The 11,814-nt window shown below is 49.5% G+C and carries 11 protein-coding genes; 2 read left to right on the top strand and 9 right to left on the bottom strand.

Features of this window, described 5'->3' with window-relative positions; translation table 11 throughout:
- Positions 1 to 231: 231 nt before the first annotated feature.
- The 8 genes from C9J01_RS18060 to C9J01_RS18025 all read right to left on the bottom strand — a co-directional run bounded on the left by C9J01_RS18060 (position 232) and on the right by C9J01_RS18025 (position 7,597).
- A complete protein-coding gene (locus C9J01_RS18060; RefSeq protein WP_107299537.1) occupies positions 232 to 1,383 on the bottom strand; it encodes an anhydro-N-acetylmuramic acid kinase in 1,152 nt (383 codons plus the stop codon).
- A 19-nt stretch (positions 1,384 to 1,402) separates the two neighbouring features.
- Positions 1,403 to 2,395 carry a M23 family metallopeptidase gene (locus C9J01_RS18055; protein ID WP_107299536.1) on the bottom strand — a complete coding sequence of 331 codons (993 nt, stop codon included), beginning with the start codon at positions 2,393 to 2,395 and terminating at the stop codon, positions 1,403 to 1,405.
- Between the two features lie 9 nt (positions 2,396 to 2,404).
- Complete coding sequence (locus C9J01_RS18050; protein WP_107299535.1) at positions 2,405 to 2,788, bottom strand: PilZ domain-containing protein; 384 nt, start codon at positions 2,786 to 2,788, stop codon at positions 2,405 to 2,407.
- A 256-nt stretch (positions 2,789 to 3,044) separates the two neighbouring features.
- Positions 3,045 to 4,244 (bottom strand): enoyl-ACP reductase FabV, encoded by a 1,200-nt coding sequence (fabV, locus tag C9J01_RS18045; RefSeq protein ID WP_107299534.1) that lies wholly within the window; start codon positions 4,242 to 4,244, stop codon positions 3,045 to 3,047.
- Between the two features lie 127 nt (positions 4,245 to 4,371).
- On the bottom strand, positions 4,372 to 4,833 hold the full coding sequence (locus C9J01_RS18040; protein WP_107299533.1) for a methylated-DNA--[protein]-cysteine S-methyltransferase: 462 nt from the start codon (positions 4,831 to 4,833) through the stop codon (positions 4,372 to 4,374).
- On the bottom strand, positions 4,830 to 6,242 hold the full coding sequence (locus C9J01_RS18035) for a DNA-3-methyladenine glycosylase 2 family protein (RefSeq protein WP_107299532.1): 1,413 nt from the start codon (positions 6,240 to 6,242) through the stop codon (positions 4,830 to 4,832). The genes C9J01_RS18040 and C9J01_RS18035 overlap by 4 nt, the downstream gene beginning before the upstream one ends.
- Positions 6,243 to 6,350: 108 nt before the next feature.
- A complete protein-coding gene (locus tag C9J01_RS18030) occupies positions 6,351 to 6,665 on the bottom strand; it encodes a heavy metal-binding domain-containing protein (RefSeq protein WP_107299531.1) in 315 nt (104 codons plus the stop codon).
- A 173-nt stretch (positions 6,666 to 6,838) separates the two neighbouring features.
- A complete protein-coding gene (locus tag C9J01_RS18025) occupies positions 6,839 to 7,597 on the bottom strand; it encodes a dienelactone hydrolase family protein (protein ID WP_107299530.1) in 759 nt (252 codons plus the stop codon).
- Positions 7,598 to 7,798: 201 nt separating this feature from the next.
- On the opposite strand from C9J01_RS18025, the gene C9J01_RS18020 reads away from it, so the two are divergent.
- Together C9J01_RS18020 and C9J01_RS18015 are read left to right on the top strand one after the other, a co-directional pair.
- A complete protein-coding gene (locus tag C9J01_RS18020; RefSeq protein ID WP_107299529.1) occupies positions 7,799 to 8,770 on the top strand; it encodes a glycosyl transferase family protein in 972 nt (323 codons plus the stop codon).
- A gap of 95 nt (positions 8,771 to 8,865) precedes the next feature.
- A complete protein-coding gene (locus C9J01_RS18015) occupies positions 8,866 to 9,234 on the top strand; it encodes a hypothetical protein (protein ID WP_107299528.1) in 369 nt (122 codons plus the stop codon).
- 59 nt (positions 9,235 to 9,293) lie between these two features.
- On the opposite strand, the gene C9J01_RS18010 is transcribed toward C9J01_RS18015, so the two are convergent.
- Positions 9,294 to 11,303: a methyl-accepting chemotaxis protein gene (locus C9J01_RS18010; RefSeq protein WP_107299527.1), complete on the bottom strand. Its 2,010-nt coding sequence runs from the start codon at positions 11,301 to 11,303 to the stop codon at positions 9,294 to 9,296.
- Positions 11,304 to 11,814 lie beyond the last annotated feature (511 nt).

The raw sequence follows: 11,814 nt of genomic DNA, 5'->3' as shown, positions 1-11,814 counted from the left end.
CTATGGCATCTATGGCATCTATGGCATCTATGGCATCTATGGCATCTATGGCATCTATGGCATCTATGGCATCTATGGCATCTATGGCATCTATGGCATCTATGGCATCTATGGCATCTATGGCATCTATGGCATCTATGGTTGTAAACCATCGCTTTGTGAAAAACAATGCTTATGAGCCCATCTCCCAACCATTTTTGACAAAAACACGCTTAGCATCAATTTGCGCCGTCACACTGGATACACGACACCCAAAGATGCCAAGGCCGATGCCCCTGTCACTTCCGGTACATTACTCGGTAGACCATGGATACGCTGACGGGCAAGCCAGGCAAAGGCCATCGCTTCCATATAATCCGGATCGATACCCGCATCACGGGTGTTGCCAACAGACCAGTCTGGTAGTAATTCGGCAAGACGCTGCATCAGTTGCGGGTTATTCACCCCTCCACCGCAGACGAGCAATTGTGGTTGATGACCTTGAGCAAAACGAGCCACCTGCTCTGCAATAGTCTGAGCCGTAAACTGCAACAAGGTTGCCTGTACGTCTGGCTCTGATACGTCTTCGGTTAAGCCATTGAGTTGGCCTTCCAGCCAAGGCAAATTGTAGTGCTCCCGCCCTGTGCTTTTGGGGTATTGACGGGATAGGTACGGATCTGCCATCAGCTCAGCAAGCAAAGCCGGATTCACAGTGCCCGATGCGGCAAAGGCTCCGTCTTTGTCGTATTTCTGGCCGTGATGAAGATATACCCAAGCATCCATCAGCATATTGCCGGGGCCTGTATCGTAGCCAATGACAGGCTGGCCTGGCTGCAGTACCGAAATATTGGCAATGCCACCTATATTCAACACCACCGTCGTCGAGTCTTGCTGTGAGAATAGGCCCTTGTGAAAGGCTGGGACCAAAGGTGCCCCTTGCCCGCCCAATGCCATGTCCTTGCGGCGAAAATCCGCCACAGTAGTAATGCCAGTTTTGGCAGCGACGATATTGGCATCCCCCAGCTGCATGGTGAACGGGTAGTCACCATCAGGTTGGTGGAACACCGTCTGGCCATGGTTGCCCACCGCTGTTACCTCGGATGGTTCAATACCCGCCTTATCCAGCAGTTGATTAACGGCATCTGCAAACAAGTGTCCAAGCTGGTGATCCAGCTGCCCGATTTGCTTCAGGTTCGTTTCTTGGCCCATACAGACATCCAGCAATGCCGACTTCAAGCAATCAGGCATTGGGAAAGCATCGGTTGCCAGCAACTCAGGCCGGGAGCTTTGTTCAGCTTGCCTTTCAATACCGGCTTCGGGGCCAGTTTCAAAAGCCACCAAAGCGGTATCAACCCCATCTAGGCTGGTACCAGACATTACACCAATATAAAGCTCACGGGCCATAGTATTTCCTTGTTTGGGCTTAGCCTTCTTCCCCTGCCATACCCTTTTCGTTGCTCGCAGTTTGGATCGGTCGGGCAATATGGGGCGACTGGGTAAGCGTTACCTGCATCGATACCACATTATTAATCATATCGAGTAGCGACGCCCATTGGACGGTCTTCTCTTTCTCAAACAGACTATCAAAATTATCCGGCGTCCATTCGACAAATGGACGAGGATTTAATGCCCGTCCCAAAAAGCGGATCTCGTAATGCAGGTGCGGCCCGGTCGACAAGCCCGTATTGCCCGTCCAACCTATCAGGTCGCCTTTGCGAACGAACTGCCCCCGCTTCACGTTGAACTTCTTCATATGCGAATAGGTCGAGGTGAAGCCCATAGTGTGATCAAGCTTGAGGAAATTACCCGAACCTTTATTACTTGGCCGGGTCACTTCAACCACCCCGTCCGCAGGTGCGTAGATCTCCGTGCCGGTGTTGGCAGCAAAATCCAAGCCCAAATGACGCTTACGCTTACCGGTTACCGGATGGACACGGGTACCAAACTGAGAAGACATGCGGATCCCCGGGGTCGGGTTGCCGTTGGGGATCATACGGAACAAGGTTCCCCTTACCGCCGAACTGATCGCCGCACTGTCTACCCGCTCTTCAAGGGTCACCACTTCCCCGTCTTCGGCTGTTTGCAGGCCTAAGATGGTTTCTACATCATCAATGCGCAATGAAAGTGCATCCAGTTCCGCTTTTTTCTCATTGAGTTCAGCGACCAATTCACGGTTGCTTGCACTTTCCTCGGTCAAAGAATCACTGAGTTGCTGCGCCTGGACATTGAGTTGGCTCAACTGCTGGTTGGAATGAAGGTTATCCTGATAAAGGTTGTAGACTCCGTACCCGCCACCTGCTGCGGCAGCTATCAAAACAGTTGCTGCAACGGCGATATAACGTTTCTTGAAGCGGTTAATAAGATAATGAGAGGTGCCACGATGATCGGACACCGAAATACAAATGTTTTCTGACATGATGACTATTCACGATTCGTCGAGATGGTGCTGCAAATCAGTTAGCTGTTCCAGCTCACGATGTAATAGTTCATCAGTGCCAACATTTAATTCGACCAAACGCCGGAGGTGTCCGGCACTTTCTAAATCAATATGGAAGATATGCATACGTAAATAAGCAGCATCATGGTGAACCAACCGGGTTTCCATCCGCAGTTCAATGTCAGAGTCGTGCAGGCAAAACGATAAAAAATATTTATCGTCAGTATCTTGTGCCGTCCAGCTCTCCGGCTTGGTCAGCAAGACTCCCTGCAAAGACAGATCCCGAACTTCCGCCTGCCATTCACCAATAGCATTTATCAGCGTAGCTGGGGCCTGATATAAAATACGACTAAAGTGACGACGTTCAACCATAATCACTGCATTCTTTGTTGTTCTTTTATTGAACTAATTCTAATGATTATTGGCTGATTAGACCAGATTTATCCTATTACAGAATTAACTATGTGGAGGTTTTATGATCTCTATACTGAAAAGTGCTGGCTCGAGGTAAGGTATTTCGAGCAGAAAGTGTTTCATTAATGAGAAAATAAAAATAGCCATCATCACCACCCATATTCAGGCGACAATATAATGACGATTTTATCAATACCGTTGCTTATCGAATTTATTAAGGTTGAAGTGCCTGCAGGCTCTCAAGGCTAATATCTTGCTGGTAGTCGACCTCTGCAAAACCAAATCCGTTTAGCTCCATAAAGTCTTGCTTATAACCGGTGTAGTCACCCAACTGAGTAAAGTTATCTGCATTCATATCAGCCATGATTTCGCTGACCTGCTGCTGCACTTCAGGGGCGAGCTCCCAGTCATCCATGCGGATCAAACGCTGCTCATCCGTCTCCACCCCGCCTTCATTATAAAAGCGCGCATTGAACAAACGCTGCATCTGCTCGATACAACCTTCGTGGGTGCCGTTTTGTTTCATTACTTTAAAAAGCGCAAGGATATAAGGGGTAAAAGCCGGGATAAATACACTGGCTTTAGTTACAAGGGCTTTGCACACTGCAACATGGGCCTGCCCGCCAATATCCGCGAGTTGGCTATTAAGCACCTCGGCGGTATTGTGCATATGCACTTTGGCACGTCCGAGCGTACCATGGTGGTAGATAGGGTAAGTCACTTCAGGGCCAATATAAGAATAGGCCACGGTGCGGCAACCTTGCGCCAGTACTCCGGCCTCAGTGAGACACTCAATCCAACTCGCCCAATCCTCACCACCCATCACTTTGACTGTATCGGCAATCTCCTGCTCGGTCGCCGTCTCTACGGTCATTTCTGCCAAGCTGTCGGTCTCTAGGTTCAGAGTCGGGCCAACCACGGGCTTACCTGTAGTCTTGCTCACCGAGCGCCACATCTCTCCAGTTTCAGGGTTAGGACGAACGCCGGTTGCCAAGCTGTACACCACCAGATCAACCTTGCCGCCGAGATCATTTTTGATCGCTTCGATCACCTGCTGCCGTACCTGCTGTGAAAAGGCGTCCCCCACAATATTGGTCGCAATACGGCCTGCTTGCTCCGCTTCTTGTTTGAAGAAAATGTTGTTATACCAACCCGCACTGCCAACACCTTTCTCGCTCGGGCCCCGCTCAAAAGACACGCCGATAGTATCAGCTTGTGCACCACCAAAAGTGTGAGCAATGCGCGATGCCAAACCAAAGCCGGATGACGCGCCAAGCACTAACACTCGCTTGGCCCCTCCAACAATAGGACTAGCTTGCTTTACATAGTCAATTTGCTTGCGCACCGCCTGCTGGCAACCGTAAGGATGGGCCGAACGGGCCACGACACCTTTGATCACTGGCTCAATAATCATTGTTTACTCCAAAGCTGAAACCAAAAACTGAAATCGAATACTGAAGCCACCCTATCGAATTTTCGCTAGCGGCAACAGAACGGAAATCAATAAATCAGCGGTTCACCTGAGTAGTGAATCAACCCCACTATTTGGCAAAGTGCTGCTTTTCATGCTCTAGCAGCCACACCTTGATATCCAATCCTCCGGCGTAGCCTGTCAACTTGCCGGAACTGCCGATCACCCGATGGCAGGGAACAATAATCGGGACTGGGTTTTTGCCGTTTGCTGCCCCTACCGCCCGAACAGCCTTAGGGTTACCAATATGATTGGCAATATCTCCGTATGAACAGGTTTCGCCATACTCGATACCGTTCAGCGCCTGCCATACCGTTTTTTGGAATGTCGTCCCCGCCATGTCCAGTGCAATATCAAACTGCTCCCGCTGCCCGTTGAAGTACTCGTTCAATTGCTGGCAGCACAGCTCGGTTGTTGCTGAAGGCTGTTGTTGAGTCTTCGGATCGGCAGCAAACTCGATAGCAGTAATCGCATTGTCACTTGCCAGTACATTCAGCCAGCCAATGGGGGTGTTGATCAGTTGGTTGCTCATAGTGTTTTCCATAAATATAAGGTCAAATAACTCTGCCAAGGCGCGGCCAGTTCAGGTTGGCATGGCGGTGTCTCAGGGTTCTCGAGGCGTTGTTGTTCTCTTTTCTGCAGCGCTTTTTTTACCCCTAGATCACCGACCAGAAAGATATTGGGATCACTCAAGCCGCGCATTTTAAGGTAATCCACTGTCCATGGGCCAATGCCCGGCAAAGCCAATAAATCGTTTGGATCTTCAATCCCATGCTCAGCCACATACCGGGCGAAGACCCGCAATGTCTCTCGGCGGCGCTCGGGCATCCCCAACTGATTGAGGTCATATCCGCAAAGTGCGTCAGGCTCAGGGAAAAACAACCGCCCGCTGTGGTTATCTGGATTCATTAAAATCAGTTTTTCAACCAAGCTCCGCGCCGCTTTTACCGATACCTGCTGGCCCAGTATGGCCCTGATACCGGCCTCGAAAGGGCTCCAAGTGCCCGGCAAACGCAAGCCCGTTTGAATCAAAGGCTGTCCCATCGCCTGTTCTATTGCACTGTCTATCACGCCAGAATCGGCATCCAAATCCAAACAGCGACGGATATTGGCGATGGCACGGGGTAAGCATTGGAGATCAGTAAGGGTGAGCTCAACGCTAAAGCGCGCTTTATCTGCCTCGTGAACGGCAGTAAACCAACCCTGACCATATTCTTTGCCGAATGTGCGGCCATAGCTATTTTCGTCCAGCCACTCCAACCCTTCTATCAGTCGGGAAGCAAAGAAATCCTGCACTGAGTGCCAGTCATAAGGCGGACGGTAGGATAAGGTCACTGTTACCGTTTGCATGTGGCTCTCCGCGCTTTCACTTACCCGGGCTTCATTAAGCTGCTTACGCACTTGGGATGGCGTGAGCGAGAAGTGTTTCTGGAAGCAGTCATTAAACCTGCGGATACTGTTAAACCCGCTCGCCAGCGCGATATCGGTAATAGGCAGTTGGCTCTCGTGCAACAGCTTTTTAGCCAACAGGCATTGCTGGTATAGGCTGTAAGCCTTGGGGGATAACCCCATTTCTTCGTTGAATAGCTGCCTCAGGTAACGGTCTGTCACACCCAACCTTTCTGCCAATTGCACCAGATCACCCTCTATCAAGGCTCCCTCGTCTATCAACCGTTGTGCCCGAACAAAGGTCGTGCTCTTGCCCTGCCAGGCAGGTGAGCCCGGCGCGCTGTCTGGCCGGCAACGCAAGCAAGGGCGATAGCCTGCCTGTGCAGCAGCAACCGCAGACGGGAAATACTCAACATTCTTTTCCAGCGGAGGAGTAGCTGGGCAGATCGAGCGACAGTAAATGCCTGTGGTTTTCACCGCGGTGAAGAACAGTCCGTCGTAGCGTCTGTCCCTAGCCAAACGGGCTTGCTGGCATTGGGCGGGGGTCATCATGGTAGCGTGTCCTTGGGCTGAAAAATGTTGTCAGGGTGACTGGTTGTTCTTTTAGTCTACCCCGCAACAAGGACAATACTAGCCATTTTCGGAACTGGATAGTGAGGTTTACCTCAGCTTCACCGCCGTGCCGTAAACCAAGATTTCAGATGCGCCCTGCATGATGGCACTGGTGGTAAAACGCACATTCACAATGGCATCAGCCCCCAAGGCTTCTGCTTCGGCAATTGCCCGCTGGGTTGCTTCCTGACGGGCTTCGGTCAGCATTTCGGTATAACCACGGATTTCACCGCCGAAGATGGTTTTGAAACCCGCCATAATATCGCGGCCAACGTGCTTGGACTGCACTACATTACCCGTCACCGTACCGAGCACTTCCTTGATTTCGCGGCCATAAACTTCCGGAGTCGTGACATAAAGCATTTTCATCATCCTTATCTTTTTTGTACAGCAATGAGTATTTTGACTGTGGCTCATTACAAAGGTTCAGCTAATAAAAAGCCAGCAGGCATACTGCTGGCTTTCAAAATATCAATGCTATTTCACATCTAAGTGACTTTTACTTTGCGAGCTTGTTGCTGTAAAAAAGTGCTGACTTACCACTCTACATCATCAAGATAAGTCAAAAAGCGCTGCCAGGATTTATAATCTGCATCTTGGCGGTAATTATCTGAGCCATAGACAGTGAACGCATGCGGCGCACCACTGTAGACAATCATTTCATTGCTGACACCGGCTTTTTCTAGCTCACCAGATAACACGGCAAAATCTGCCATAGGGATCGCCGTATCCGCCGCGCCATGAAGGACCAATATATTCCCTTTCGCCTTTGAATAGTCCTGCCCGTCTGGGGTTTTCAAACCACCATGGAAAGTGGCAAAGCCTTTCATCTCTGAGCCAGAGCGTGCGAGTTCCAGCACCGCAGCACCACCGAAGCAATACCCCATCGCCACGGCTTTATCGGTATTGGCACCAAGAGAGTCTGCCATCTGTAGCGCACCGTTCATCAAATCACGCATTTTCTGCCGGTCTTTGTATAACTCACCGGTGTGCTGACGTTTGTCTTTTACCTCGGTTGGCCTGACGCCGGCACCAAACAGATCGGCAGCAAATACAGCATACCCCTGCTCAGCAAGCATTTCAGCCCGTTTAACTTCATAGTCTGTGAGCCCATCCCAGTCATGGATCAGCAATACTAACGGCGCATCTTCTGATGGCGAAATATAATAGCCCTCATAAGCTTCATCATTCACCTTGTACTCAATTGCTCTCCCTTCAGCCGCATTAGCTCCCCAAGACATCAGCGTTAGCAGTGCACCTAGCGTCAATCTACCTGGCGTAAACAGTATTTTCATACCCGCTCCGGTTATCCCTATTGATTGCGTTATAACTAAGTTTCCAGAAATAAGTGTAGGCAAGCGATGACAAAAGTGTAGAAATTACCAGACCCAACGCCGAACTCACCCTTGTTTCATTATTGTGAATAAATTTATTGGCTTAGTGCTAATATACCTAAGGTCACCTTGAGACTTGGGTACATTTACACGGAAGGCACCATGACAGCATTTTCAGAATTCATTAAACACGTAGGCCGCGGAGAAAAGGGCCGTCGTCCACTCACCCAAGAAGAAGCGCGAGAAGCGCTGGATATGTACCTCGACGGCAAGGCAGAGTTATTGCAACTTGCCACACTGCTCATGTTACAACGCGTCCGTTGCGAAACCAGCGAAGAAGCTGCGGGATATATCCAATCATTACGCGGGCGTATCTCACCTGAATGGCAAGAATTAGATGTCGATGTTGATTGGCCATGCTTTGCAGGTAAGCGCCGCCAGCCGCCTTGGTTATTGCTAGCCGCCAAACTGCTAGCGAAAAACGGTATTCGCGTAATGCTAAGTGGCCATATGGCAGTCGATGCCATCAAATACCAAGTAGAAAGTGCATGCCCAGCATTGAATATCCAGCAAGCTTCAACCCCTGATGAAGCCAGACGTATCCTGGCCGAGGATAATATTTGCTACATCCCGCTATCGAGCTACTGCGAGCCTTTAATCGATTTGCTAGCAATACGTAATTTGGTTGGCTTGAGGACCCCGCTCAATACGGTTGCCAGAGCCCTTAACCCAGTCGCCGCACCGTTCTCAATCCACGGTATCTTCCATCAAGGCTATGAACAGTTGCACGCCGAAGCCGCCCAATTAGTCGGTGACAATAATATGGTGGCCTTCAAGGGAGAAGGCGGCGAAAGTGAGCGCAGCCCACGTACCGCATGTCGCTTATCTGGCGTCTCCCAGGGGCAATTATTTACCGAAGAGTGGCCGACTTACCTTGAAGGCGCTTCCGGTAAACACGGTGAAATCAGCGGCGAGTTTTTGCAGAAAGTCTGGCTTGGCGAAGCAGAAAACCATTATGGCGAATGTGCAGTGATTTCAACGCTGGCGATTGTGCTCAAAATGATGGGTATTTGCAGCGAGCAAGAGCAAGCGCTAACAATGGCTCAAGAATGGTGGGAGAAACGCCTGAGTTAATTTACGCAAGTAACCTGCATAACTGATAACCACATTTGGTAGTCGAAAATAGGTAAATTATCTGCATTCCCAACCTCTTGCCACGAGACGAATGTATGATTACCCCAAGACTACCAAGTGTCATCTTCGCCCTGCTACTGGGTACTACAACAGCCACAACCGCCTCTGCAAACCCTTTGGCCACTGTCACTTCTGCCGGGCAACTCCATGGTGTCTTGGACTCCTGCCAATTCTTCGAGACATTGCCGGACATGACCATCCAACGTGTCAGCGATTACCTGATCCAAAGTACCCTCAAGGCTGACAACACCGACCACCATATCGCATGGGTAGAAGCGAGGGTGGAAGGGCGGCAATACGCCGATAAGCTCCATATTGCCAACAACAGCCTCCATGATGCTAAGTGCAACGGGATCGTTGAATCTTTCTGGAATGGCACACTACCGACAATAAACAGGAGCTAAAAAGCCCCTTTTATACCTTAGGCATTAGCGATTACAATAAATCATAGCAAAGTGAGCACCTACTGACCTATTGTCCGAATTTGGAACTTATCGACTTCCGATGACAGTTCCGTCATTCGTTGTTTGATCAGGTTCATTTCGTCATGGATATCAGCAATCGCCTGCATGGTATTACCCGCCAACTCCAAAAGGCCATCAACATCGACATCCACACTATGGGCTGTCTGAGATTGCTGGCTCGTCGCGGTGGCAATGCCGATGTTGAATTCGGCAATTTCATTAACGTTCACAATTAATCCTTCAACCAAGGCTCTGGCTTCAGACACCACACCTTGGGTTTCAACCGTGGCTTCCCGGCTTTGCTGCATATTGATATATGACGCCTTGGCATTCTGGGTAATGCCGCCGAGCAACTGGCGAATATCTTCCGTCGATTTCTTACTGCGCTGGGCCAGTGTTCTCACTTCATCGGCAACAACAGCAAAACCCCGCCCTTGTTCGCCCGCCCTGGCCGCTTCAATCGCTGCGTTAAGCGCTAGCAAATTTGTCTGCTCTGATATTGCGTTAATGGTATCCAGGATATCGGTCACCCCTTCCATCTGCTGCTCAAGCGTTTCAATACATTGGTAAGTTTCATTCACACTTTCCAGCAACCGAGAAGTGGTTTGCTGTGACTGCTCACTTTGAGCATGGCTAGATTCGGCGCTTTCCCGGGCAAGCTCAGTACTTCGCTGGGCCTCGTTGGTGATCCCCGCCACCTGCTCACTGGTTTGAGCCATTTCTGTCATGGCTGTCGCGATGCTGTCACATCGGGTATGGGTCTGCTGGCTATCATCTCTGGCCAAAGCGATCAGTTTCACCATCTCCGCCATCTCATGTTGGGTCTGGCTCGCGACAGAATGCGCTTTGCTGAGCGTGTCGCTGACACTGTCTGATAACCTGTCGAGTTTCTTACCGATTTCCCCGATTTCATCTTCACGTTCGTCAGCAAGACGAATAGTCAGATCCTTTTTTGCCGCCATGGTGGATAATTTATCTGAAAATTCCGTGACTCGCTGGGTCAAGCGCTTGAGAGAAAACACGGTGAACAGAATTAATGGCAAAATGACAAGAGTTAAGATCGCAGCAAAGAACCACAGCTGATTAGTCACAAGTTGCTTTTCTGCCTGCGCCCTTGCTGCCAACTCTGTAGCCATCTGATCCCTCAGGCCTTTTACCGCCCCTATCCTCTCTGTTGCCAACCCAAACCAACTCGGTGCACTCGGCCCTTCTACGGCTGAAAGCGTGGCTTTCTGACCAAGAAATTGCTGCTGGATACCCATCACTTGTTGCCAATTCGGTGAACGTACAATCGCCTCGAACTGCAGCAACCTCTGGCCACTCAGTAGCAGTTTAGCCTGCCGAACCGCATACGCTTCGTCATTGATATACTCCTGAATTTGCGCATAACGGTCGAGACCTGACTGTCCACTGGCGAAAACCCCGTTGAGCGCCCCGCGAGCCATCCCGGCCTGCTCCTTAATAATCAATAACTGTAATAAACCTTGCAGCTCTTGCTTGAGATCAGCGTTGCTAATTTGCGCCAATAAAATCGCAAGGTTATCCAACGCTAGGCGGTTTACATTGGAATAATAGGCAAAGGGCGAATCCACCAACTGCAAACTGTCGACTTGCTGGCGTATCCCCTGCCGCTTATCCAATTCCGAGCGAACCGCTTCAAATAATGGCCTTATTGCCTGTGCATCTAAGAATTGAGGGGCAAACGACAACAATGACTGATAGGCATTGTCAGCTAATAGTCTTTGGTTTCTTAATGCCTGCACCTGAGGACCTTGCCCCTTGGCACCAATCACACCTGCGGTAAGCCCCCTCTCGACAGCAAACTGGTGGGCAACTTCATCGTAAAGGTGAAAGAGTGCTACGGTTTCTTGGGCAATATCGGCTTGTTCACGCTTTTCTATCAACTGGTGGGCTTGCCACCCGATAACAGATAAAAGCAGTAATGTGGGGATAATGAAAGTGACGAGTAAGGTTTGGCGTATGGTCAAGTGCTTGAGCGGGATGATCATGGTTAACCTCTTGTTATGTAAATTCCTTTTACAAATTTACGATAGCAAAAAAAGGTCGTGATATCCGGTAGCCCCATCACCAATTGAATAATTATTGAACCCAAGCAAAAAAGTAGTGAATGATTACATTAATCCCTATTTTTGTTCGTCTTAGCACCATTTGTTGACAAAACAATCAATTACATCTGACATTTACCATAAAGTTACCCACTGTTTTTGTGGATAACATTAAACAGCCGTTTAAAAACAGTAGGTTAGTATTTTCAAGAAAATGACACTATTTTTTCAGACAAAAGAAAAGCCGCACCATTGCAGTGCGGCTTAGGTTTATCTCTATTCTGTTGCCCTAGTCTACCTACACAGCACACATAGAGCGTTGATTGAATTACAACTTGAGGCTTCGCCACTCATTACGTTGAGTTTGCCGTGCCCGATACAGTCACAATTTTAAATCGGACATCAATAGTATTGGCGAAGAAGTATTATCACATTGTTTGTCACTTAACCAAAT

Source organism: Photobacterium rosenbergii (assembly GCF_003026455.1).
GTDB lineage: Bacteria > Pseudomonadota > Gammaproteobacteria > Enterobacterales > Vibrionaceae > Photobacterium > Photobacterium rosenbergii.
The sequence above is the reverse complement of the archived record's forward strand: the minus strand, read 5'-3'. Positions and strand labels throughout refer to the sequence as shown.

Coding starts and splice junctions, on each gene's coding strand:
- C9J01_RS18060 (WP_107299537.1), bottom strand. CDS start 1,383: ATGGCCCGTGAGCTTTATATTGGTGTAATGTCTGGTACCAGCCTAGAT.
- C9J01_RS18055 (WP_107299536.1), bottom strand. CDS start 2,395: ATGTCAGAAAACATTTGTATTTCGGTGTCCGATCATCGTGGCACCTCT.
- C9J01_RS18050 (WP_107299535.1), bottom strand. CDS start 2,788: ATGGTTGAACGTCGTCACTTTAGTCGTATTTTATATCAGGCCCCAGCT.
- fabV (WP_107299534.1), bottom strand. CDS start 4,244: ATGATTATTGAGCCAGTGATCAAAGGTGTCGTGGCCCGTTCGGCCCAT.
- C9J01_RS18040 (WP_107299533.1), bottom strand. CDS start 4,833: ATGAGCAACCAACTGATCAACACCCCCATTGGCTGGCTGAATGTACTG.
- C9J01_RS18035 (WP_107299532.1), bottom strand. CDS start 6,242: ATGATGACCCCCGCCCAATGCCAGCAAGCCCGTTTGGCTAGGGACAGA.
- C9J01_RS18030 (WP_107299531.1), bottom strand. CDS start 6,665: ATGCTTTATGTCACGACTCCGGAAGTTTATGGCCGCGAAATCAAGGAA.
- C9J01_RS18025 (WP_107299530.1), bottom strand. CDS start 7,597: ATGAAAATACTGTTTACGCCAGGTAGATTGACGCTAGGTGCACTGCTA.
- C9J01_RS18020 (WP_107299529.1), top strand. CDS start 7,799: ATGACAGCATTTTCAGAATTCATTAAACACGTAGGCCGCGGAGAAAAG.
- C9J01_RS18015 (WP_107299528.1), top strand. CDS start 8,866: ATGATTACCCCAAGACTACCAAGTGTCATCTTCGCCCTGCTACTGGGT.
- C9J01_RS18010 (WP_107299527.1), bottom strand. CDS start 11,303: ATGATCATCCCGCTCAAGCACTTGACCATACGCCAAACCTTACTCGTC.